This is a genomic window from Leptotrichia sp. (genome assembly GCF_057270615.1).
On record NZ_DBHIXN010000002.1, the window covers coordinates 1 to 22,030 of the forward strand.

At 33.2% G+C, this 22,030-nt stretch carries 29 protein-coding genes; all 29 read right to left on the reverse strand.

Annotation, left to right across the window (positions count from 1 at the left end; translation table 11 throughout):
- On the reverse strand, positions 1-668 hold a 668-nt coding region (locus tag ACO409_RS00510), incomplete at its 3' end, for a phage tail protein (RefSeq protein WP_485553884.1).
- A gap of 4 nt (positions 669-672) precedes the next feature.
- A complete protein-coding gene (locus tag ACO409_RS00515; protein WP_485553885.1) occupies positions 673-1,296 on the reverse strand; it encodes a putative phage tail protein in 624 nt (207 codons plus the stop codon).
- The gene (locus ACO409_RS00520) at positions 1,293-2,378 is read right to left on the reverse strand and encodes a baseplate J/gp47 family protein (RefSeq protein WP_485553886.1); all 1,086 of its coding nucleotides are present in this window, start codon (positions 2,376-2,378) and stop codon (positions 1,293-1,295) included. Before ACO409_RS00520 ends, ACO409_RS00515 begins: the two co-directional genes overlap by 4 nt.
- A gap of 14 nt (positions 2,379-2,392) precedes the next feature.
- A complete protein-coding gene (locus ACO409_RS00525) occupies positions 2,393-2,809 on the reverse strand; it encodes a DUF2634 domain-containing protein (RefSeq protein ID WP_485553887.1) in 417 nt (138 codons plus the stop codon).
- Positions 2,806-3,213, reverse strand: coding sequence for a DUF2577 domain-containing protein (locus tag ACO409_RS00530; RefSeq protein ID WP_485553888.1), 408 nt, complete (start codon positions 3,211-3,213; stop codon positions 2,806-2,808). The genes ACO409_RS00525 and ACO409_RS00530 overlap by 4 nt, the downstream gene beginning before the upstream one ends.
- A complete protein-coding gene (locus ACO409_RS00535; protein WP_485553889.1) occupies positions 3,173-4,201 on the reverse strand; it encodes an XkdQ/YqbQ family protein in 1,029 nt (342 codons plus the stop codon). Before ACO409_RS00535 ends, ACO409_RS00530 begins: the two co-directional genes overlap by 41 nt.
- Before the next feature lie 69 nt (positions 4,202-4,270).
- Entirely contained in the window at positions 4,271-4,924 is a 654-nt protein-coding gene (locus tag ACO409_RS00540) for a hypothetical protein (protein WP_485553890.1), read from the reverse strand.
- Positions 4,924-7,443: a tape measure protein gene (locus tag ACO409_RS00545; RefSeq protein ID WP_485553891.1), complete on the reverse strand. Its 2,520-nt coding sequence runs from the start codon at positions 7,441-7,443 to the stop codon at positions 4,924-4,926. The genes ACO409_RS00540 and ACO409_RS00545 overlap by 1 nt, the downstream gene beginning before the upstream one ends.
- 12 nt (positions 7,444-7,455) lie before the next feature.
- The gene (locus tag ACO409_RS00550; protein ID WP_304077749.1) at positions 7,456-7,635 is read right to left on the reverse strand and encodes a hypothetical protein; all 180 of its coding nucleotides are present in this window, start codon (positions 7,633-7,635) and stop codon (positions 7,456-7,458) included.
- An 11-nt stretch (positions 7,636-7,646) separates the two neighbouring features.
- Positions 7,647-8,069 (reverse strand): phage tail assembly chaperone, encoded by a 423-nt coding sequence (locus ACO409_RS00555; protein ID WP_146961762.1) that lies wholly within the window; start codon positions 8,067-8,069, stop codon positions 7,647-7,649.
- Between the two features lie 46 nt (positions 8,070-8,115).
- Complete coding sequence (locus ACO409_RS00560; RefSeq protein ID WP_304077760.1) at positions 8,116-8,595, reverse strand: phage tail tube protein; 480 nt, start codon at positions 8,593-8,595, stop codon at positions 8,116-8,118.
- Positions 8,596-8,618: 23 nt separating this feature from the next.
- Positions 8,619-9,932 (reverse strand): phage tail sheath family protein, encoded by a 1,314-nt coding sequence (locus tag ACO409_RS00565; protein ID WP_485553892.1) that lies wholly within the window; start codon positions 9,930-9,932, stop codon positions 8,619-8,621.
- The gene (locus ACO409_RS00570; protein ID WP_485553893.1) at positions 9,932-10,153 is read right to left on the reverse strand and encodes a hypothetical protein; all 222 of its coding nucleotides are present in this window, start codon (positions 10,151-10,153) and stop codon (positions 9,932-9,934) included. Before ACO409_RS00570 ends, ACO409_RS00565 begins: the two co-directional genes overlap by 1 nt.
- Position 10,154: 1 nt before the next feature.
- Positions 10,155-10,580 (reverse strand): phage tail terminator family protein, encoded by a 426-nt coding sequence (locus ACO409_RS00575; RefSeq protein WP_304077769.1) that lies wholly within the window; start codon positions 10,578-10,580, stop codon positions 10,155-10,157.
- Positions 10,581-11,183, reverse strand: a complete 603-nt coding sequence (locus ACO409_RS00580; protein WP_485553894.1) for an HK97 gp10 family phage protein — start codon at positions 11,181-11,183, stop codon at positions 10,581-10,583. It abuts the gene before it with no gap.
- A complete protein-coding gene (locus ACO409_RS00585; RefSeq protein ID WP_485553895.1) occupies positions 11,183-11,554 on the reverse strand; it encodes a hypothetical protein in 372 nt (123 codons plus the stop codon). The genes ACO409_RS00580 and ACO409_RS00585 overlap by 1 nt, the downstream gene beginning before the upstream one ends.
- Positions 11,548-11,946, reverse strand: coding sequence for a hypothetical protein (locus ACO409_RS00590; protein ID WP_485553896.1), 399 nt, complete (start codon positions 11,944-11,946; stop codon positions 11,548-11,550). Before ACO409_RS00590 ends, ACO409_RS00585 begins: the two co-directional genes overlap by 7 nt.
- 9 nt (positions 11,947-11,955) lie before the next feature.
- A complete protein-coding gene (locus ACO409_RS00595) occupies positions 11,956-12,138 on the reverse strand; it encodes a hypothetical protein (RefSeq protein ID WP_485553897.1) in 183 nt (60 codons plus the stop codon).
- Positions 12,139-12,149: 11 nt separating this feature from the next.
- Positions 12,150-13,103, reverse strand: a complete 954-nt coding sequence (locus ACO409_RS00600; protein ID WP_304077783.1) for a major capsid protein — start codon at positions 13,101-13,103, stop codon at positions 12,150-12,152.
- A gap of 15 nt (positions 13,104-13,118) precedes the next feature.
- Entirely contained in the window at positions 13,119-13,718 is a 600-nt protein-coding gene (locus ACO409_RS00605; protein WP_485553898.1) for a phage scaffolding protein, read from the reverse strand.
- A gap of 259 nt (positions 13,719-13,977) precedes the next feature.
- On the reverse strand, positions 13,978-14,217 hold the full coding sequence (locus tag ACO409_RS00610; RefSeq protein WP_485553899.1) for a hypothetical protein: 240 nt from the start codon (positions 14,215-14,217) through the stop codon (positions 13,978-13,980).
- Positions 14,198-15,748: a minor capsid protein gene (locus ACO409_RS00615; RefSeq protein ID WP_485553900.1), complete on the reverse strand. Its 1,551-nt coding sequence runs from the start codon at positions 15,746-15,748 to the stop codon at positions 14,198-14,200. The genes ACO409_RS00610 and ACO409_RS00615 overlap by 20 nt, the downstream gene beginning before the upstream one ends.
- Positions 15,741-17,186 carry a phage portal protein gene (locus ACO409_RS00620; RefSeq protein WP_485553901.1) on the reverse strand — a complete coding sequence of 482 codons (1,446 nt, stop codon included), beginning with the start codon at positions 17,184-17,186 and terminating at the stop codon, positions 15,741-15,743. The genes ACO409_RS00615 and ACO409_RS00620 overlap by 8 nt, the downstream gene beginning before the upstream one ends.
- A 9-nt stretch (positions 17,187-17,195) precedes the next feature.
- Positions 17,196-18,440, reverse strand: a complete 1,245-nt coding sequence (locus ACO409_RS00625; RefSeq protein WP_485553902.1) for a PBSX family phage terminase large subunit — start codon at positions 18,438-18,440, stop codon at positions 17,196-17,198.
- Positions 18,430-18,870: a terminase small subunit gene (locus tag ACO409_RS00630; protein ID WP_485553903.1), complete on the reverse strand. Its 441-nt coding sequence runs from the start codon at positions 18,868-18,870 to the stop codon at positions 18,430-18,432. The genes ACO409_RS00625 and ACO409_RS00630 overlap by 11 nt, the downstream gene beginning before the upstream one ends.
- 227 nt (positions 18,871-19,097) lie before the next feature.
- The gene (locus ACO409_RS00635; RefSeq protein WP_371466900.1) at positions 19,098-19,625 is read right to left on the reverse strand and encodes an RNA polymerase sigma factor; all 528 of its coding nucleotides are present in this window, start codon (positions 19,623-19,625) and stop codon (positions 19,098-19,100) included.
- Positions 19,626-19,757: 132 nt separating this feature from the next.
- The gene (locus tag ACO409_RS00640; RefSeq protein ID WP_485553904.1) at positions 19,758-20,261 is read right to left on the reverse strand and encodes a hypothetical protein; all 504 of its coding nucleotides are present in this window, start codon (positions 20,259-20,261) and stop codon (positions 19,758-19,760) included.
- Positions 20,262-21,647, reverse strand: coding sequence for a DEAD/DEAH box helicase (locus ACO409_RS00645; RefSeq protein WP_485553905.1), 1,386 nt, complete (start codon positions 21,645-21,647; stop codon positions 20,262-20,264).
- 2 nt (positions 21,648-21,649) lie between these two features.
- Entirely contained in the window at positions 21,650-21,943 is a 294-nt protein-coding gene (locus ACO409_RS00650; RefSeq protein ID WP_485553906.1) for a VRR-NUC domain-containing protein, read from the reverse strand.
- Positions 21,944-22,030: the final 87 nt, after the last annotated feature.

The window sequence follows — 22,030 nt, forward strand, 5'->3', positions numbered from 1 at the left end:
AAATTTTCCAATTTGTCTGAAAGTGGTTTATTACTTATCGCTCTAAATTTCCCTGAATCGTTGTAAGTTAAAGAATTATCCTCGATGCATTCGTAGTAAAATTTTGTTACATTATCAAAATAACATTTCCCTCTAGTTTTGCTGCCGATGTCCTGTATGTTTCCACCAAATTCTAGTCCTGCTATTTTTTCTAATTCAGCAACCAAATTTGAAGTAGTTACTAAAGTAGATGGATTCATAAGCATTGTTGCTCCGTTAGAATTATTAATTTCTGTTATCAAGTCAATTTCTACTGTTGCTAAATTTATTCCATTTGTTGCAGGCATTACATCTGGTTCTTTTGCTCTAGTTATACTGTACAGTATTTCATTTCCTGTTCCGGTTTTCGCATAAAGTCCTATGGTTTGTATTTTATAACTTGTATTCACTGTTGAATTTGTAAACACTGCATTTAATCTTACTCTTGTTCCTTCTTGACTTATTTTAGACATACTTACCGTTTGCTTTATCTCATCTATATTTGTTAATTTTGATATATCAGTTGAATCTTCATAGATTTTACTTGATGTAATCATCCTTGTAAAAATTATCTGTTTATTATTTGCTAAAGTATCGGCTATTAATGCTCTTCCATTATCTGTTATCGTAGTGTCTTTAAATATTGCCATTTTTTTACCCTCCTATAATATATTTTTTACCATGCATAAATCCTACAGTTGCGTGTATACTAAATACTACATTCGGAAGTTTTGCAATTATTTCGTATTTCGCATAACTTATTATCCCATTTGATGCATAAATTTTATTTTTAGATTTAGGAGTAAGTATGTTGATACTCTTAAATCCTAAGTTTGCTGGTAATATCATTTTTAGCATATTATTTAATTCATCGTATTTCCTAGAATCATCAAATTTAGTTGTTATTCCTAGTTCATAATTATTAAAATTAGGCTTTAATTCATAATTTCCTACTCCGCATAGTTGGTTCAATCTCTGAGTTAAAACTTTCCAGGTGTATGGAATTTGATCATTCCAGTATGTTAGAACTCTGAAAATTCTAATTTCCAATGTATCGTTTTCATACCTGTGTAAATTTAACATTTCTTCAAATTTACTTATTCCATTCTCATCACAATATTGTATAAACTGGTTGTTAAACACCTTTTTAAATAAATCCCACAAAGTTTTAAACTCAGGTTCTTCACTTTTCATTATTTGTCTAATTTCTCTATATTCCTGCATAAAATCAGGTAAATATTCCAATAAATTTACATTTATCATTTCTAAAAATTTCATACAGATATACCTCCAAATGTCGGAATTTCATATTCTGTAAGTTGTAAATTATTAGGACTTCCATTTAAAGTTGTATTCTGAATATCCAAAATACCATTCACGTCAAGTATTCTAGCCTCAAGTCTTGAAATTCTCACAACTAAATTATTGCTCGTTATTTCATTTTTCAAAGCCCAGGTTTTTCTAAGCTCTAATAAATACTTTTTAACAATCTCTTCAACCTTTAACTTCACAAGTGGCCACGTATAGTTTGGTTCAAAAGAAATAGTTGTTGCAATATTCACTGGTACATCAATTGTACCTTGAACTGTAACAATATGTCCTATTGGAGCAACACCTAGACCTTGAGCATCCATTGTAGGATCTATTATATCCTGAACTTTTTTAATCAGAGTTGTACTTGCTTGGTTAAAATCACTATCTAGTATAGTTAGTAATACTGTTCCGCCTCCATTCCATATAGGAGTCACTTTAACAGCCCCTACACCTTCTATTTCATGTACCTTTAATTTGTAATCAGAAATATTACCACCATAAGCTTTCATATTAAAACTATCAAAATATCTCTTTCTTAGTGCTTCCGTTTCTTCTTCATCACGACCTGGAATTAAGAGTTCTATTATTTCAGCACGTCCTAACCCATTTACGTAATCAATAGGAATTATTTTCCCTGTTTTTTCATTTCCTATTCTTCCTGAATTCTCACATTTTAGTTCGTATTCATAAAGATTTGTAGTTGTATTGTGTTGGATGAATTTTATTACTATATAATTCAAATCTTCCAAACTGAAACGACTTCCCAATGGCACTTCAATATCAAAAACACCTTTTAACACCGCTTTACTCGCTTTGTATGGAGATATTCCACGTTCCGAAGCTCTACGTATTAAATTTTCTCTGCTTGCGGTATCCCCAAATGTTTCCTTAATAAAATCTTGGAGTACGAAATACATACTTTCTAGTTCCATTGCGGCAGGAGCTAAGGCATCCCATATTACAGAACCTTCTCTCTTATCCAAATTGTTAGGGATTCTAGCAAGCATTCTTTCCATTATTTTTTCATAAGTTATCACTTCAAACATAACAACCTCCTTCCTTAAATTATCGCTACCGATAATCCATTATCGATTTGAATTTTTCCAAATAATGTTTCGGCAACAAATTTTTTTATAAGTACTGTTCCTCTTTCATTTTCGGTATCAAATTCAAAACTATGTACCGCTGTTATTCTATTATCCTGAAGCAATGCTTCTGATATTCTACGTTCGAGTTCAACAATACAATATTCAACAGGCATTCCGAATAAATCTTCAAGCTCAATTCCATAATTCCAAGAATATATTATATATTTATACCGTTCTGTACGTATTATTTTATATATTGCTTGTTCCATTGCTTTTTGACCGTCTACAAATCCTAGAATATAATTTCCCTTGTAAAGTTCCATCTTGTATGTTTTTGTAGGCTGTTCTCTCACTGTTACATCTGCACTTATTTCAATCTTTGGTATCATAACCACTCACCTTCTGTTTGTGGGTCATCAATTCTGTCAAGAACAATAAATTTTTGCCCCCCTTGTTGTCTTATTAGCAAAACACCTTCTCCGATTTTTAATCCATTATGAATTGTTATTTTCTTTCGTCCTTTATACTCATGTTTATGTTTTTTTATGTCAGTCACTGCACCCTCGACAACTTCTGTTTCCTCTGTTGAATGTCCTACAGTGATGTCTACTTCATAATCTTTTACCAAATGTGTCAAAATAAGTTCATCTTCCTCTAAAGCAGGTACGTTTACATCGAGTCTTATGGTAAGAGGGGATGTATTCTCTACTTTCCCTGCATAAATTTCAGAAGGTTTATTATACTCAACAGCATTATTTATCATCTGTTTGAGTGCTCGTTCTAGTTTCGCCATCGTGTCCTTCCTCCTTACCTATAGTTCCTTCAAGATCCAAATCCATAAAATATTCCTTGAACCCAAATTTATGTGTAACTTTATCAACTAACATATAATTTGCAAGTTTAAATTCAGCAACATCCATGTAAACGATGAAAGAAGAACCGCCACGAATTCTAACATCTCCAAATATTCCTTTAAGTTTTAAAGTTTTTGTTCTTTGATTATAATATTTGAGCATCTTATTAGCACGTTCTCTTCTTTCAGCTTCTGTCGCATTACTTCTGTTCACTTTTTCAAAATATTGCAAAAGCCCCCATTTAGTAATATTTTCGCTATCAAATACTTGATATTTCTCAAGTTTTTTCTCCTTGTCGTTTACATAGTCAAGGACAACTTGATTATATGTTTCTTTATCTATACTGCTTTCAAAGTCAAAATCCTTTCCGGAAGTATTATCAAATATCAAATCTTTTATTTTTAAAGTTCCAGTCTCTTTTAATGTCAATTTCCCGTAATCATCATAAATTACATATCTTTTCTCAGTAAATCTTAATGTATCACTTAAAGCTCCTTGAATCATATCAATTAAAGTTGTTCCATCTTCACGCCTTTTCTCGAATACATGTCCGGTATCTTCTATTTCTCCGATTGTGAGTTTAAAATCTTCCGCAATCATTTTAATAATTTCACTTGCTTTTTTACTTTTAAAAACGTAATAAGCTTTACTTTTTAAATATCTTAATTGATCATAAGCTGTAATTGACACAATGTTATCTTTACTAATTTTTCGAGCAAATACATATCCTAAAAATACATTTTGTCCACGATATTTCAAACTTACCTGATCACCTTCTTGAACTTTTTCATCAAAAATCATTTTGAATGTTAATTTTCCTGGACTTGCTTTTCTTTCTAAAGTTAATTCTATACTGTTTGTAACTAGAGGTGAAACTATAGTTTTAGTACTCTGACTTGCAATTACTAGTTCAATATCCTTTTTCATTTCATAGCTTTCCTCATTTGGTTTTGACATAAAGGATTTTATTTTTTGCGATATATTTTCAAGCATTTTTTACCACAACCTTAATTTATCTGATACAAAACCTGTAAGAGACGAAATCCCATTTACTTCAATAACAGTTTGAAGCTGGTCAAGACCACCAGTTTCATTCCTAATAATTTGCCATATTTTATCTCCATATTTCATTTCTTTTATTCGACTTTCCACTTTATCTGTCCACCTTTGATTTTGAATACTCATAGTTCCATCAGCATTTTTTATATATTGTTTTGGTCTAGGGTCAATAAATTCTTTAAATTTAATATCCACATAAACATCCATTCCTTCTTCAGCATCTTCTTCTACACTAAAATCTTCAATTGATACCTTGAGATTAGTGCTAAAATAGGCACGACCAGAATTTGGATAATTCCTAATTATTATTAGTTGGAATGGTTTTGCCCTTTTCTTTAAGTTTTTCAATTTATTTAGATAATAGCTTGGTCTTTGATAGAACCCTAAATATCTAGCAAATGGATAACGTTGGGATGGAAGCATAAATTTAAAACTTATTTCTTGCAGACCCTCCTGTTTTAACATATTAAATTCTGCATCATTTATTAAATTTATAACATTATTCATGTTTTTATGTGTAACAGTAACAGAGGAAGGTGCTACAGGTAAAAGCACCCTATCAATATAAAATATATAACCTTGTGTTCTCATTAATCGTTATGCACCCCTTCCGCTGCGGTATAAACGTGTTCTGCTAATCTTTCTCCAAGAGCGTCTATAAAATCATCCGCATCTGCTTCTTTTGAAATATCATTGTAATTTGTCATATCTATTTTTATCTCAGCGGTAGTAAATTTATTTACATATTCTTTTTCGGCAACATCTCTCAGATATTTCATATCTTCATCCATATCTGTCATTTTATCAGCCATTTTACCTGTATTGTCAGCAGTTCTTTTACTATGTGGATCTTTTTTATCTTTTCCTCCACCACCTTCGTCTCCTTTACCCTTACCACCGCCATCTTTACCGCCTTTTCCTTTGTCTCCACCTTTTCCTTTATCTGGCACAGGTTTGTCTTTTCCTATATTTGTTAAACTATCCTTTGCCTTATTAAGTCCATCAGTTAATCCTTTTACACCTTTTCTAACATCATTTTTTCCTTTGTCAAAGTTTGCATTAGGATTAGTAAGTTTTGTACCAGCCAACTTCCCAGCACCATTCATAACACCTTCCATTAACCCTGAAGGATTAGCAAACCCTGCATATCCAAATTGAGGTGCCTGTTTTTGTGCCACTTTAACACCATTGGCATCTCCATAAGCCGTAGCTTGAATATGTTGAGCTGGAGTAAACGAAGCTCCACCTCCGCCACCAACTCTGCCAACACTTATACTAAGAGCCCCGCCATTTGAAAAATGCGTACCAATAACAGAATCTACAACCTTACCAATTTCATTTAACCCTCGTAAAAATCCATTAACAAAACTTTCAACCATTTTTGCCAGAGAATTTATGGCATTGGCAAAAGCATTGTGAAATCCGTTTGCAACTGTTACCGCAGCTCTTCCTATTGCGTTGTATCCATCTATAAATCCATTTGCGACTCCTATAAAAAAATTATAAATTCCTTTTAAAATATTACATATCGTGACTTTCAGCCAAGCCCAAACCATTGCGGCATTATTAACAAGCCAGTACCACGCTTGCAAAAGTATGTTTACAAGCCACACTCCCGCATTCCATATCCCTATAAAAACATTTATCACTAAAGCACCAAGGGCAATAAAAGCTATTATGACTACTGAAACAAAGACAACTATTATATCCCAAATTATGATAAATACGTCCACAACAACTGCACATAACCAGTACCACATTCCGCCAATTGTTTCCAATGCACTCTGAGTTCCTGTCGCCCATTGTACAGTAATAACCAAAGCCCATAGTATAACTACTATTAGCCCAATTATGATTGCCACAAGCCAAGTTCCAGGAAATGCCCAAGCTGCTTCATTTGCTGCAGTTTGAGCCACAGTATAGCCGTAAAGAGCAAATGTTAAAGCAATTTTAGCAACTGTTAAAATAGTTGTTGCTACATTTAGGGCCGTTTTAGCCGCTACATTTAACCATTCTAAAGCTGTGGAAATTCCTTGCCAAATTACATAAGTCATTAGTGCAGCTGTAACTCCGTAAATTATTGGACTTATTATTAACCAATTATCTGCTATAAATTTCCCAGCCATGGCAATTCCATCTACAACCCCATTCACTACTGCTTTTAATCCAATAAATCCAATTTTTAGATTAGTTATAAAGGATTGAAAGGCTTGAGAGTTGGCTAGTTGATTTATCTTTTTAAGTATGCCTTCCATCTCCCGCAATGCAAAGTTTTTAGCTTGAGTCCAAATATCCGACCATGTGAGAGGTAAAGTTTTAAACTTGGCATTTATATCATCTCCAGCACTAAACAAAGCATTTTTTATTATGTCTGCCGTTATTTTCCCTTTTGCTCCTAATTCTTTCAATTCACCAACTGACACATTCATATATTTAGCTATAGCTTGAGCCACCATTGGAGCATTTTCCATTACAGAACGAAATTCATCTCCTTGAAGTTTTCCAGCTGCCATAGCTTGAGTAAGTTGATACATTGCACTTGTTGCTTCTACTGCATCTGCTCCTGATACCTTGAATGCTTTTTGCATAAGATTTGTGAACTGAACAATTTCATTAGTATTGTTAAAAGCATCTTTTGCAAGTAAACCTAGTTTTGCTACTTGATTCATGCTATCTGTATAAGCAACTTTTGCGTCATTTGCTGATTGATAAATCTGTTTTTTTAATTGCTCAGGTGCATCTGTTACTAGATTTAATCTAGCCGTTATCTGTGCATTTTGATCAGATGCTTCCAATAATTGTTTTGCACCCATAACACCTGCTATTGCCGCACCTACCTGCATCATTTTTTTCTTTATCGTATCAGCAATACCTGGTGTCTTACTCAGGTTATCGTTCACCCCTTTACTGTCACCTTTCATTTTCTGGAGTTCGTTATCAGCCAATGCTAATTGTTGCCTTGCTGTTGTCAAATTAGCAGTATTAATATTCATAGATTTTCCATCAAGACTGGATAAACTATTTACTGTTGCACTTATTGCATTATTTATTGCTGTAAATGTCTGTGTCATTCTGTCATTTAAGATTATACTGTTTTGTATTGTAGCCATATTTCCCACCTCCTAACGTCTTCTTCGACCAGCTTTTCTCTTAGATTCCTTTTCTGCTTCTTTTTCTCTTTTTATTTTTAAATCAATACAGGCCATAATGAATCCTTTTTCATAAATATCCATTTCTGCAAATTCACTTGGCCGTATTTTAAGTTTATGAAGGCAATAGTAAGCGTAATTATACTCTGCCACATTTGCCTCAATTAGTTTTTTGCTTCTTCTTTAATGTCCTCTATGTTGATGTCCCAACCGTTTATTTTTTGGACTTCTTGAAGCAATGACGAGTATTCTCCTGGAAGTAGCATTGCATTTATTAATTCTTTTGAATCCATTACTCCCCAAGAATCTTGTAATTCTTTATCGTTTAAATCAGGATAAACTAATGATTTCAAAACTAAATCCATATAGTATCCTTGGGTATCTGTTTCTGGCACAAATACTCCTTTAGCTTTTTTAACTTGTCTTGTGTTTTGTTTTCTTAAAATATCATCCATTTCATTTGAAATAGGTTTTATCTCAAATTTTACAAAATTTCCTTGATCATCCTTAAATCTTTTTGAAATTTCCACTTCCTGATTTTCCACAGGTATTGTATTCTGTTTTAAAAAAAATTTTAAATCTTTCATTATTAAATATCCTCCTAAATTATTTTAAAAGGGAGTTTTTGACTTCCTATTTATTCATTCCATCAAGCGGCTTAAATTTATCCACAAGTTTCCAATCTTCAAATGTGAAATCAAACTCATCTTCCAAATAGTCGGCATCCGCATCAAACTGTGCAATAATTCCGCCATCTAAATTACAGTCAATCAACATTATTGTCTGTTTATCCACGCTTGCTGTCGGATCCTCATTTACAATTTGCATATCAAAATACAAATCTTTACCAGTTCTTGTATACTCCTGCAATACTTCTCTAAATATAGACGTATTAAAATGGAAAGTAGCACTTCCAGTTCCTTTCCATCCTGCCGCTTTATTCCCTTTCCCAGTTTTACCTAAGATTGGAACTTCAACCTTATTCTTTTCCATTTCTGCTTTTACATTTATAGCCTGCATAAAATTAAATCTTTTGCCCTCAATCGTAACAAAACACTTAGCAAGACTTCCAGATATAGCGTCTTTACCTTTCATAATTGCTGTATCAGCCATTTATTCCCACACTCCTTTAGCTTTTATTGTACGATTACGTTCATATAAAGTTTTTCCATAGCTACAACAGGTTTTATATTAGTTGTAACTAGTACACTTTCCTTAGTTTCGCCCTCAACTACTGTAATATCTGTTTCTTCATTGAAATCTTTTATTGCTCTCAAATCTTCCAATGTTTCGTGATGTTTTGAAATATCACGTTTCAAATCATTCCTATCATATTCACTATTGTTAGATGAACCTAAATAAGTTTTATTAAAAATTGTTGCAACATCAGTAGCAATTTGGTCTAAGGTTCTCATCACTTGAGCAAATGAGAAGTCTACATTTTTTCTTTTTATGAATGAAACAAACGAATTAATATCTTTCAGAACTCTTATTTCATCTCCTGTTTTATGGAATATGAAATACCCTGCTTTTACAGCTAATTCTAATTCTGTTTGTGTTTCTTCCACTTCGAGCTTAAAATCACCATTATATTTTTGATTTGTCAAACTTCTATTAACAGCACAATACGCTTCTGCTCCACCAACCCAGTAAACTGCTGAATTTTCAGGGAAATCAGAATCCAATGTTTTAGTTTTAACATTAATCACACCTTCATAATCTGGATCAGTAGCACGATAAACTACACATACAAATTTAGCACCAACTTTGTCTCTCATTCTCTTAGTGTATTGAACATATAAATCTTTTATTGTTTTTTCATTTGAAGTACAAACTAGAACATTGATAAAATATTTGTCAATCTTATCTAAAAATTTTTGATGTGATGCACCTGTCACAGTTCCATTTGTCCCACCTGTCATAGGTGTTCCCGCCGTTACAGCAAGTGTTGCATCCGATTTAAAAATTACAAAGTCATTCGTTTTCAAATCTTGAGCAGCAGCTACAGTCTGAACATCTACTTTTTCTGAATCAACAAAAGTAGTAACATCAAAAAGCGATGCATTATCAACATTTGCTTGGATTGATATCTTTATATCATTTCCTCTCTCCCCTGTATATTTTGCACTACCGAAAGCATTTGTCGCTTTAGCTCCACCTGTATTTAATTTATAAATATATCCAGTTTGAGTATATTTAAAGAAATCTCTTAATCCCTTTAATTTATCACTGTCATAGGAATGGCCAAAATACTTAGTAGAATTTTCAATAAAATCGCCATTTTCTACTTTGAATATTTCTTCATCAATTCCCCAATCAAGTTCAACTCCAATCGCAGCATATCCTCTATCCGAAAATACAAGTTCAGCTCTTTCTTTACTTACAAAATTAATATATGTACCTGGTAAAACTTTATTTTGTACTAGCCAAGTACCGCCACCATAAGCCATTATCTAACCTCCCTACTTAAAAAATCTTCTAATTTTTTCTCAATTTCTGATAAAGTATATTCTTTATCATCTTCTAGTAAAACATTTAATAAATCTGCTCTGTTTTTATATTTATCAGAACTTATAATCTGACTTTTTACAAATTTAATTTCTTCTGATTTATTTTCAACATTTTCTTTTTTTATCTGTATCTTATTTTCAGTACTATTAATATCTGTCATATTAATCCTCCTTCAATCCATTATTTACATCTAGTTTTTTCATCTTAGGTTTTTCCTCGTCTAATTTATAAATAAACATTTCGTATGTAACGAAGAAATGCAATACTTTATCTTCTTCCCTAGAATTTCTGTCAATTCCCCGAATAAGTGTACTATCATCAAGTTCAATATACTCAAGCACCGAATAAAGTTTATCTAACACCTCGAATATCTCTTCTGAACTTTTCTTCTTAGGAAAATATACAATATCGAACAGATAACTTCTCAAATATCTATTTCCAATAATCTGCTTTTCACCAGGATTCAATAAGTCAATAAAAAAGCAAGGCTCTTCAAAACCTTGCTCAAGTTCTTCTTTGTGAATATCTATTCCATTAAAACTTTTTGAAAGTTTTAATCCGATTCCATTTACAATTTCATTTAACATCTATCCTCCTAACTTTTTAAGCCATTCGGTAATCTTCTTCTCAATAACAGCCGGAGCTTGCCTTTTTAATTCATCTTCAGAAATAGTAAGCATAAACTTACCTTTTACCCAAGACTTTTTTAATCTCTTCCCAATAACAGGAACAAATCTTCCTGGAGTTTGTCTATGTCCAAATTCAACATAGCTTGCGTATTCTGTAGAGTTTGAAACTTCTATTTCATAATTACCGCCATTTTTTCTCACATCGGAAACAGTCCAATTTCTTCTTAAAGTTCCACCTTGACCGCCATAGGTTTTAGAGATTGTTTTACCATCTTTTTTATATGAAACAGTCTTAGTTTTCAAAACTCTGGCTTTACCCTTTTTATCATAGATAGTATCGCCTTTTTTTATACCTTTTTTCTTATTATTTCTCTTGTAAGCAGCAACTCCAAAATTAGGAGAACTTACAGGAGTTCTTTTAATTACTTTACGTAACAATCTCGCAGCCAATTCTTTTATAGTATCAATCATCAACTGCTCTTTTTCCTTTTCCATCTCCTCAATTATTTTTTGAAACTCTTTCAGACCATCAAACTGTACTTTTATTTTTGAACTTGCCATTATGCTTTCTCCTGCTCTAATTCAAGTATAATTTCCTGATGATTAGTGTAAATTGCAGAAATTCCACTGTGTTTATATGTTCTTGTCACATTGTTTTGAGTTACTTCAATTATGCTCCCTGGAGGAATATAAACTTCAGGGGAAACGAAAAGAGTGACAACTTGAGACACGTTCGCTCCTAATTCCGTTTGATCTGCTTGGCTAACATTTTCAAAACTTAAATGACAAGGTTCATCTTTATATATTTCTACTTTTTCAGAGGTCACTATACCATACTTATTTTTAGACTTCTCATTTTTATAAACCGTGCATAGCCCACTCCACATAGACTTTATTGCGTCTTTTGCACTTTTTAAAATATCACTTACCATGCCAGCCTCCTAAATCTTAGTATTTCTTCTTCTCCATAAGTTAAAAGATTCGTTAAATATACTTCAAATTTATCTCCTGTACTTTTAGTATCATCGAAAACTACTTTAGTTTTTCCTTCACTTATCTCTTTCGCTATACGGTTAAAATTCAATCCTAGTATATTAAGCTGATTTAATTTTAATTTGAAATCAAGAAACTCTGCCGCACTTCTATTTATCCAGACATATTTTAATCCTTCGGGAACTTTCTTTTGGTTAGTTTTATTACAGATGTAATACTTTACTGTCTGAATGGAATTGTCTAATAAAAATAAGTCACCATCTACAACTTCGTAACCCAGCGACTTTAAATATTTTTTTACATCTTCCTTGATGTCTATGATATAATCCATGGCTACCACCTATTTTTTAGTTTTCTTAGTTTTTTCTTCAGAATCAATGCTTTCTTCATCTACTTTGTATCCGTGATCCTTAAACCACTCAATCAAATACAGGTTATCTGTTTCTCCAACCCCATTTACAAAAGTTACTCCAGCACTACTTCCTGAATAGTTTTCATTTGGTGCATATATTTTAACACCCATACAAAATCCTCCTATTTAACCTTGATTTTTCTGAAAATTCCTGCAGCTTTCGTAGCTTTTAATGCAACTGCCGCAACCATTTCCACTTCACCTGTTTTTACTGCACCAGCCGTTTTATAGTCAGGTAACCACGATTTGATTAAAGCATTTCCTGTAGGTGCAACTCCGTGAAATCCATCCATACCAAATCTTACAGCGTATAAAGAAGTTTCCCCTTGTCCATTTATTGTTGAAACTGGGTCATTAGTTCCCGCTTTAGTTCCCAAGTCAACAAACGGAATTACTCCGTATCTTTCAACCTGCTGTCCAAATTCATTCATTGTAACAGTGTATTGGGCTGAACGTCTTGCACAAGCTCTTAATCTGGCAATCAGTTTTGTGTTCCCAGCTAACATTGATGGTGTTCCATCTAGCCCCATTAAAAACTCGTCTAACAAGTCTAAAAACAGTTTGTAGTTTGTGTCTACCGCTGCTGAGTCTGATAAGTCAATTGCTGCCGTTGGTATAAATTCAGTTGTACTTCCTGTAACTGCTTTTTCTAATCCGTCAAACGCTTTCGCATTTACTCCTGAATCCCCATTGATAACCGTGTCATTAAATAACGCTGATGCCGCTTTAATTTTTTGAGTCATTTGCAATTGAACTTCTGAAACAATTCCACCCATATCTGCAATAATTCTATCAATCTGGAATGATCCCCCAAAGATTTTCAAGTCTACATTATGTCTCTCTTTAGAAACTTCCGCAGGTGTGTACTCCTGATTGACTTCCCTGAAGTCAGCAGTTGGTTGAGTTTTCAACCTTGTATAACCATAAGTCATTGTAGTTCCTCCACCAGTAGGCGAAACCACGTTGTCAAATGGTATGTTACTCATAATAAAATTACTTTTTGCAAATTCATCGATTACTCCAATCTGCAAATCATCCTGTACGTTCTTTTTAGCTTCTGCTAATGTTATTGGCATATAAGCCACCTCCTATTATTCATTTTTATTTACCATCAGTCTTGCCATTATGGCGTCTCCTAATGATTTTGTTTGGTTTGCACCTTCTGTACCTGTATTCCCTTCTCCAGGTTTAACTCCTGAAAAGTTAGGCTCCTTCGGTTTTGATTCCGCTGTTTTAAATAACATTTTGCTGTCTTCAGCAGTTTTCAAAGCTTCTATCTGTTCATTAATACCAATCAGAACTTCTCCATCCAGTTTAATTTTACCCATGTCAAGTAAAGCCTTAACTGCTTTAATATTAATCGCATTTGAACTCAGCAAAGTGTTGTCGATTGCACTTTCCAGTTTAAATTTAGCAAGTTCAGCGTCAAAACTATCTTTTGCAGCTTTATTATCCTTTTGCAAGTTCTCAATAGTCTGCTTCATTGTTTCCAAATCCCCTGAACTATTCTTTAAATTTTCAAGCTGCACATCTCTGTCCTTTAAGTCTTTTTCCAGCTGTTTTTTTGTATTATTCACTTCATCAAATCTTGATTTTGGAATAAATCCTTTCAACTGTTCCGCATTTGCTGACAGCACTTTTTCTGCCTGTTCTTCTGACAGACCTAATTTCAACAAATCTTCTTTGTTCATAATCTATTCACTCCTATTCATTTTTTACGTTGTATGCCAACGAGATTAGATTTATACTAAATCCCATTTAAAAAATAGAAATTATATTTTATTTATTTTTTTATGGCAAAGGATCAAGACCTCTTGTTAAATAGAATTTATAATAAATCTATTGCTTTAATGGGAAATAGTATTAGATTTGTTCTTTTACGCCTGCAAATCTTAAAAGGCGAAAATAAAAAATCACGACTAAATTAATAATCGTGATTAGTTTTTTTCTTTATTGATTGTCTTCCTTGTACATTTCCCACAGATCTGAAAGTTTAAAATCTAAATCTTTTTCTTCTTTTAGAACTTTTTTCATAAACTCAAAAAATTCTTTGTGAAGCTCAATTTCCTCTTTCGTAAAAGGTCCATCAAGCCCTCTCCATCCCATTTCGGCTCTTTTTCTCTGATACTCTTTTTCTTTATCTCTTATTTGTTTAAATGCTTTATATAGCCTATGATCTCTTGATAGCATATTTTTTTCTCCTATAGTTTAGGTTTTTATCTTTTGCATTTAGTTTTTGTAAAATCTGTGCAACATCTTCAAAATTTAATTCTCTAAGTTTTTGAATATCATCATCAAAATCTGTCATATCCATCTCAAACATATCCTTTGACAACTCATGCACATATTTTTCATCAATCGCTCTCATATATTTGAACTTCCCATTCCTGAAAGTGTCAAAATCTCCACCACTGAATCCCCATTCATGCCTTCCTTCTGGGTGATTGTGAGTTATAGAAGCGTTCTCAAAACGTATTGATTCGATTCTTTGCATAGGTAACGAACCTTTATCACCCTTTATAACGTATATTTCTCCACGCTCAGTTACAACCATAGCACTTTCATAGGTATTTTTAACTATTTTTTCTTCATATTTTTGCAAAAGCTCTTCTACACTATTATACCTTGAATCTTTAATATTTCCAAGTAATCTGTATCTTCCTTCAGGAATTTTTACAGTTGTATTAACAAATCTTTTATTTGCGTATTCAACTTCCCAGTCTTTATACTTCATATCACTTGGAACATAATAAGTTTTTCCCTCTTCATCTCTCGCAGCACGTTCTCCTTCTCCCTCATCTTCAAAATACGGAGCAGTTGTTGTTCTGCAGTTGACGTGAAATGGTGGAGCAGTTGTGCCAATCTCGTAATCCTTAAACTCGAACACTTTGCCGTCAAGGCTTTGACAAATTTCAGAAGTTCTGCTGTCAAGAGTTGCAACAATTTCGTATCGTTCAACATTTAAATCCTCATAAGTCTTAATTCTAGCTTTAGAAGCATAAGCGGCACTTTCAGTATAGACAAGTCTTGCCACGTTGCTTTTACTTGCACTCATTCTTTTAACAACTTTTTCTATTAAGGTATCTAGCTTGTCTCCACGAATAAACGCTTGAGTCATTTCAGTATGTAACGTATTTATCAATTTATTTTTATCTTCCCATATCCTGTCTGAAAAATGTTTTCCATCTGAAGCCCAAGGACTAGAAACAACAGTGTCTACCAATTTATCATTCATCTTATACAAATTTGAACCAATATCCATGCCAGTACCTTTTGCTATTTCAAAAAAAGTATGATTGTATTGGTCTTTATACAATTTCGACAAGTACTTCTCAAAACCTTTCCCATTATCATCGTACAATCTTTCTATTCTTGCTCGTACCTGAAGTTTTAATACTTCTAATCTCTCTATATGATACCTTGCACTTGCATTTTCAAGTTCTTTTTGAAATGATAAACCTTCTTTCCCAGAGCCTTTTTTTATATACTCTTCCACAGTCCATTTAAACTCCTGTTTTTCTTTCTTATTAAGCATTTCCTTCGCATTTGCTAAAGATACATCGTTATTTTTAGCAATCCTGTTGTACCAGATTTCAATATCTTGATTTATCCTAGTGATTGCCTTGTCGTATTCAGCCTGCTGTTTCTTTATCTCTTTTACAGACATTTCATTAACACGTTTTTCTTCTTCTACAAATCTATCTTTCCAATAATCATTCATCTACATCACCATTGTGATTATGCACAACGTTCCTAAAATTTCCATAATCACTTTGCTCTTGCATTTCTTGTTCTGAGTTTTCTTTTTTCATTCTTGCAAGTTCTTCTTGAACATCTGTTACCCAAGGATGTTGTGCAACCAATGTTTCGTCCGAAATTATCCCAACCGAATTTCTAATATCTGAAATAGCTTGACTCTCGTTTATCAATATGTCTCTATTCAACACAACTTCCACTTTTTCTTTAAGAAAATCACCTTGTCCAGTATTCTTCAAATGATTTGCCACAAACCATATCATTTCTTCAAAACTTGCCTGAAACTCTGTTTCAAAATCATTTGCTTCCAAGTCTATGTCCGAGTACATTGAACGTATGTTAAGCTGATTCGGATTATTCCCAAGTGTATCAGACTTACTGTCGAATCCACCACCATTTTCAATTATAGTTTTCTTCAGCAGTTTCACAATGCTTTCATAGTTTCCTGCATTTACTTCAACTTGTAAACTTGATACATCTCCATTTTCCCTAACTTTAACAGCACCAAATGTTGAAAGATTTTTTCTGAATTCACCTAAATTTTCACCATCATAATTTTTAATAATTAAAATTGTATTTCTACTGTCTTCCTGCATGTTATTCATAAAATCACTTATAAGCGTGTTTAAAGCGTCCTGTATCGATTTTACTCTTTTAAGCAAGGATTGTTCCAACTCATCGGCTTTGAAGCATATAAGCGGTATTTTCTGCCAGTTGTAAGGCTTATCATCAACACTTAGGTACGCCTTCTTTTCAATTGCTGTAAGTTTTGTATTGTTCATTTTGTAATACTCAACTCCAGACTTTCTGTAAATCTCAACGTAGTTTTCAGTATTATATGCCCCATTTTTATAAATCTCTCGACTGTAAACTCTTATTGCATAATCAAGCTCTTCATGCTCATTATCAAGCCAGACAGGAATAACCTCAACTGAATTTAATCTCTTGAATCTCAATTTCCCTGTTTCATCAACATACAAAAATAACCACCCAAGTCCATTGTTGTAGACATCAGTGGTTACTCTTTTTAGTATTTTAAGAAAATTTTTATCAAACAGTTCATTTAATTTATTATCATATTCCTGATTCTCACTTTTAATGCTTGGAGTTTTAGAAATTATATAATTTACTTTTTGCTTTACCAATTTTTTATACTGGTTATCCACTATTCTATTATTTGGTAAATTATGAATTTCTGTCAATTCACCATTTTCTCCAATAGCTGTTCTTTGCCTAAAAAGTATATCATGTTTCCCACAATAATAATCATTCCCATCTTTCATTTCTCTATATTTCCGACTCGCAAAATACCACATTATAATATTTTCAACTTCGCTAAGATTGATATTCTGTTCTCCCATTTTATCTTTTCTCCTAAACAATTTCTTAATAAATTTAAACATTTTTTCTCCTTAATCAAAAGAAAATGTGGGGCCTTTTGAATAGCTCTCCAGTGCATATCTCATAGCATCCATTAAATGGTTAAAATCATCAACAGGTTTATTTATTGGATTATCAAACTTGTCCTTATCCCACATATAGTTTGATATTTCGGTTATGAAATTCACACATCTGGGATGAATGATAATTTTATAATCCTGAATATATTGAACTCCGTTATTAATACTGTCCCTACCTTTTCTTGATTTTCTTATGCCTTTCAATCCCAAATCATAAAGTTCGTCAATTGACTTAGGCTCTTGACTATCTGCCACAATTTTTTCTTTTCCATAGCCTTTTCTGATAATCTCTTCAGCAATTTGACGGTTTTTCATTGCGTTTTTATAAATCTCGTCAAACACATAAATTTCCTTATTTGTTACATCAATCAGCCCACAGAAAAATGCTGACGGATCATTGGTATACCCAAAGTCTAGTCCGAAAGCTGATTTCACACCTTTACGTTTTGAAATTTCATTGACATCAAATTCTTTCTCTTCCCAATTCTCATAAACAAGACCTTCAACAATTCCCCAGTTTCCAAGCCCTGCCACCTGATAACGTCTAGGGTTGTTTTTCTTCATATCCTCAAACAGTTTCTTGTCACTGTCGTCAAGCCATTCATTGCACATGTAGTTGGTTGTCTTTGCCATTATATTTTCGTCTTCAACATCAAAAAATCTTTTTTTGAGCCAGTGCCGTTCGTTCCAAGGGTTAAACGTGAGTGTAATCTGCTTATATAAAGGCTCTTCAACAGTACCTCTTATACTTTCGTCAAGCATATTAAAATCCTGCTCCTTGTTTATCTCATAGGCTTCCTCAATCCACGCCCAGCATAGATTTCCAGTTTCAACTGTTATTGAAGTAACTTTAAGCGGATCGTCCAATCCTCTAAATAGTATTTTCTGCCCTGTAGGAATATAAATTATCTCTAATGGACTTTCCTTAACTGACCAGTAATCCTGTACCCCTAATATATTTATAGCCCATTTCAAGTCTGTAAAGCAGCTGTCCTTTAACGTCCGATAAACTTTTCTTACCACAAGCAAGTTTGCCCCAGGATATTTCATCATTGAATAAATAAAAAATAATGCCGTTGTCTTGCTTTTTTTACTCCCACGACTCCCTTTACAGACTCTGTATCTTCCTTTAAAGTTCCAAAAATCCTTATACCCTTTTCCGACTAAATCAGGAAGTCTTATCTTTTTACTCTTCAAGTTCACTCTCACCTACAATCATAACAGGCACAACTCCTTCAATTTCAACTTTATCTGTAAACAATCTATATCGTTTACCAAGTAGTTCTGCCGATTTAATTCTTTCACGTAATCCAATTTGTTTTTTTATTTTTCTTGCCTCACTAGTTCCATCGCCAGTTCCTTCAACAACTACGATTTCCTCATCAAGTTCACCTCTCATTGATTTGGTCAGAAACTCAAGCACTTCTTTGGCAGATGCGGTTCTTTCATCTTGCATAATCTTTAATTTTTCATCAATGTAGCTTTTTACACCAACTTTTGCCAAGTTTTCACTTGCTACGTTATTTAAATTTTTTCCTTTATAACCTGCCCTTCTGGCAGATTCTGTCGCATTCCCAGTTTCAATGTAATAATCAGCAAATCTTTTTTGCTTCTCTGTCAATTTCATGTCAAGTTCTCCACCTCCTCAAAAATAAAAAATACCCTGCAATTCTAAGCGGCTGCCGAATCACAAGGTGATATATTAAAAAATATTTATAAAAAAAGACAGCTTTTAAACTGTCTTACACTTACAAAAATTTAAGGTTTAATGACAAGTACTTAACTCATACTCTTACATCCTAACATATTATAACATATTAAAAATTATATACAATGCCAAAAAAGTGCCAATTTTTAATTTAGTATACTTTTTAACACATCATCTGAAAAAATAATTAACTGCAGTTGCCTAATCATAAAGTTTTTATGCCTTTTTGCTGTTCTTACACTAATGTTTAATTTCTCGGCTATATCTTCAAAGGTCAAATCTTCAAAATATTTCATCTCGATTATATTATAATATTTATCGTTCCTAATCGTATCCAAGGCTCTTTCAACCATACTAATCACATTTTCTATTCTTGCAATTTCTTCCTGTAATTTTTCAATCCTATTTTCTACTTTTTCTAATTCTGATAAATATACTTTGCTAGACTGCACATTAACTCCAGTTTCTCTTTTCTGAATTGATATTCCCTCTTTCTTCAAATCCTCTATAAGCATATTTTTGGAATCAATAGCACCTTTTAACAGTTCCAGTTCCGATAATAATTTCTCTGTTTTTTGAAAAGGTGTCAATTGCTTATCTTTTCTTATATCCTTATCATTCTTAATTTTCTCTAGAATTTTATCTGCTATTTTCTCTATATCTTTTTCATTCATATACTTCTGCTTCTCCTTCCTGATATTTGCACTCTGTAAATTTTATTCAAATGATTTATAAAAAATATATAACATTACTATAAATGTTATTGTCCCCAAAACATCCTTATTAGTCAATATCTCTCTCATAACTTATTCGACTTCCCCTTCAATAATTTCTTTTAACTTCGGTTCTTCAAACAGTTCACTTTTTCCTATTTTCCCTTTTTTAGGGCCTTTCATATAATAAACCGGTTGGCCGCTCTTATCTAATTTCGTCATATTAGAACGATGAACTTCTTTAAATGCTGTAAGAAATATCCCATTGAAATTATTCTTCTCAATTTTGTCGCATATTTCTATCAATTCTGAATCACTTGAATCAAAATATAATATTCTCGCAACAAGGTCGACATTTCCTTTACATTGCTCCAATAATGTTCCTATATACACATAAGCCATATCCACAACTGCATCTAGTTTCCCTACCGTATCATTTTCTATCTCTGCTTTCATGTACTCCGTTTTCTCTTCCATAAGCAGTAAATCTCTTAAATGCTCTCTCTCTTCTATCATATCCTTATTTAAAAATTCTTCCTGCTTGAAAGCCAAATAAAATTCCTTGACCATTTTAGCCATCATTTCCCATTGTTCCATCTATTTCTCCTCTTCTCTTTTATATTTTTCAATTCTCGCCTTCAGGCTTTGTAAAAGTTCTTCCTGAACATCTCCTTTGCTCTGCAGGGCTTTCATTACATCCTCATCTCTTGTATCCTGTGTCACAAGGTGATGGATTATAACCTTTTCCTTCTGCCCCTGCCTGTGAAGCCTTTTATTCGCCTGCTGGTAAAGTTCAAGGCTCCAGTTAAGCCCAAACCATATCACATGGTTTCCGCCGTCCTGAAGGTTTAAGCCGTATGCCGCACTTGCCGGATGTGCCAGAAGTATGTCAATTTTTCCATTGTTCCAGTCTTTTTCATCTTCCGGAGTTTTAAGCTGTCTTACTATTAACTTTGATTTTGCCAGTACCTTTTTTATCCTTTCCAGGTCATGCTGGAAGCTGTAAAATACTAAAGCAGGTTTTCCGTTAAGCTCTTCTATAAGTTCCATAAAACGTTCAATCTTGCAGTCGTGAATCTTATGAACCTTACGTTCTTCATCGTAAATGGCTCCATTTGAAAGCTGTAATAGTTTTCCAGTCAATGCCGCCGCACTTGCAACTGATATTTCTTCGGACTCGTTCAGTTCTAAAATCATCTGTTTCTCAAGTTCTTCATACTGCTTTCTTGACTTGTTATCTAGTTCAACCGGTATTGTATTGTAGGTTATATCTGGAAGTTCCAAATAATCTTCCGCCTTCATTGAAACACATATATCACTTATCTTGTTCATAATTGACTTGTCTGACCCTTCCTTCAGCTCATATTCCCCAAAAGGGTTTCCGCCATATTTTGAATAGTTAAAATATCTTTCACGAAAAGCCGTTATATTCTTTCCAAGTCTTTCTCCCTTATCCAGCAGATATATTTGTGCCCAAATATCTTTTAACCCGTTTGGTGCTGGCGTTCCTGTAAGCCCTACAACTCTGTCTATTTTTCCAAGCACAAGTTTCAATGCTTTAAATCTTTTGCTTGCATGGTTTTTAAAACTTGAAAATTCATCAATTACAACCATATCAAACGGCCAGTCATTTTTATAATACTCGACAAGCCACTGAACATTTTCACGGTTTATCACATAAATGTCAGCCGGTGTATTCAATGCCGTTATTCTTTTCTTCTCCGAACCTAGCACTCTTGAAAATTTTAAGTACTTCAGATGATCCCATTTTTCCGCTTCATTAAGCCACGTACTTTCGGCAACCTTCTTCGGTGCTATTATGAGAACTCTGTCAACTTCAAACCTGTTAAATTTAAGTTCATCAATTGCTGTAAGCGTTATGATTGTCTTCCCCAGTCCCATATCAAGTAACAGCCCGACATTTTGTGTATCAATAACTTTCTCAATGCAGTATTTCTGATAATTGTGTGCTTTGAACTCCATTCTTAATCCCCCTTCCAGTTAAATAATTCAGTTTCCAATACTTCATCAGCCTTTTCTTTGGAATCCACCACATAAACTCTTTGCCCTAGTTTCGTTATTTTTATAATCTGATTTACTTGCAAGGCTCTCGGCTTTTTTCCTGGGGATTTCAATTCAACAAAGAATATTTTTCCGTTTGGAAGTAGACAAAGCCTGTCTGGCACTCCTGAGTTTCCAGGACTCGTAAATTTATATGCAATTCCCTTTTTGTTTTTTATTTTCCTAACCAAATAATTTTCAATTTCTTTTTCTGACATTTCCGCCTCCGAATTTTTAGAAAACTACAAACTTTTCACGTGCGTGTATAGGGACTATTAAATAAAGGATTTATATACTCCATATAC

Bases quoted from the DNA above. Each gene is read 5' to 3' on its own strand.
- ACO409_RS00515 (WP_485553885.1), bottom strand. From the start codon at position 1,296: ATGAAATTTTTAGAAATGATAAATGTAAATTTATTGGAATATTTACCT.
- ACO409_RS00520 (WP_485553886.1), bottom strand. From the start codon at position 2,378: ATGTTTGAAGTGATAACTTATGAAAAAATAATGGAAAGAATGCTTGCT.
- ACO409_RS00525 (WP_485553887.1), bottom strand. From the start codon at position 2,809: ATGATACCAAAGATTGAAATAAGTGCAGATGTAACAGTGAGAGAACAG.
- ACO409_RS00530 (WP_485553888.1), bottom strand. From the start codon at position 3,213: ATGGCGAAACTAGAACGAGCACTCAAACAGATGATAAATAATGCTGTT.
- ACO409_RS00535 (WP_485553889.1), bottom strand. From the start codon at position 4,201: ATGAAAAAGGATATTGAACTAGTAATTGCAAGTCAGAGTACTAAAACT.
- ACO409_RS00540 (WP_485553890.1), bottom strand. From the start codon at position 4,924: ATGAGAACACAAGGTTATATATTTTATATTGATAGGGTGCTTTTACCT.
- ACO409_RS00545 (WP_485553891.1), bottom strand. From the start codon at position 7,443: ATGGCTACAATACAAAACAGTATAATCTTAAATGACAGAATGACACAG.
- ACO409_RS00555 (WP_146961762.1), bottom strand. From the start codon at position 8,069: ATGAAAGATTTAAAATTTTTTTTAAAACAGAATACAATACCTGTGGAA.
- ACO409_RS00560 (WP_304077760.1), bottom strand. From the start codon at position 8,595: ATGGCTGATACAGCAATTATGAAAGGTAAAGACGCTATATCTGGAAGT.
- ACO409_RS00565 (WP_485553892.1), bottom strand. From the start codon at position 9,932: ATGGCTTATGGTGGCGGTACTTGGCTAGTACAAAATAAAGTTTTACCA.
- ACO409_RS00570 (WP_485553893.1), bottom strand. From the start codon at position 10,153: ATGACAGATATTAATAGTACTGAAAATAAGATACAGATAAAAAAAGAA.
- ACO409_RS00575 (WP_304077769.1), bottom strand. From the start codon at position 10,580: ATGTTAAATGAAATTGTAAATGGAATCGGATTAAAACTTTCAAAAAGT.
- ACO409_RS00580 (WP_485553894.1), bottom strand. From the start codon at position 11,183: ATGGCAAGTTCAAAAATAAAAGTACAGTTTGATGGTCTGAAAGAGTTT.
- ACO409_RS00585 (WP_485553895.1), bottom strand. From the start codon at position 11,554: ATGGTAAGTGATATTTTAAAAAGTGCAAAAGACGCAATAAAGTCTATG.
- ACO409_RS00590 (WP_485553896.1), bottom strand. From the start codon at position 11,946: ATGGATTATATCATAGACATCAAGGAAGATGTAAAAAAATATTTAAAG.
- ACO409_RS00595 (WP_485553897.1), bottom strand. From the start codon at position 12,138: ATGGGTGTTAAAATATATGCACCAAATGAAAACTATTCAGGAAGTAGT.
- ACO409_RS00600 (WP_304077783.1), bottom strand. From the start codon at position 13,103: ATGCCAATAACATTAGCAGAAGCTAAAAAGAACGTACAGGATGATTTG.
- ACO409_RS00605 (WP_485553898.1), bottom strand. From the start codon at position 13,718: ATGAACAAAGAAGATTTGTTGAAATTAGGTCTGTCAGAAGAACAGGCA.
- ACO409_RS00610 (WP_485553899.1), bottom strand. From the start codon at position 14,217: ATGCTATCAAGAGATCATAGGCTATATAAAGCATTTAAACAAATAAGA.
- ACO409_RS00615 (WP_485553900.1), bottom strand. From the start codon at position 15,748: ATGAATGATTATTGGAAAGATAGATTTGTAGAAGAAGAAAAACGTGTT.
- ACO409_RS00620 (WP_485553901.1), bottom strand. From the start codon at position 17,186: ATGTTTAAATTTATTAAGAAATTGTTTAGGAGAAAAGATAAAATGGGA.
- ACO409_RS00630 (WP_485553903.1), bottom strand. From the start codon at position 18,870: ATGAAATTGACAGAGAAGCAAAAAAGATTTGCTGATTATTACATTGAA.
- ACO409_RS00635 (WP_371466900.1), bottom strand. From the start codon at position 19,625: ATGAATGAAAAAGATATAGAGAAAATAGCAGATAAAATTCTAGAGAAA.
- ACO409_RS00640 (WP_485553904.1), bottom strand. From the start codon at position 20,261: ATGGAACAATGGGAAATGATGGCTAAAATGGTCAAGGAATTTTATTTG.
- ACO409_RS00645 (WP_485553905.1), bottom strand. From the start codon at position 21,647: ATGGAGTTCAAAGCACACAATTATCAGAAATACTGCATTGAGAAAGTT.
- ACO409_RS00650 (WP_485553906.1), bottom strand. From the start codon at position 21,943: ATGTCAGAAAAAGAAATTGAAAATTATTTGGTTAGGAAAATAAAAAAC.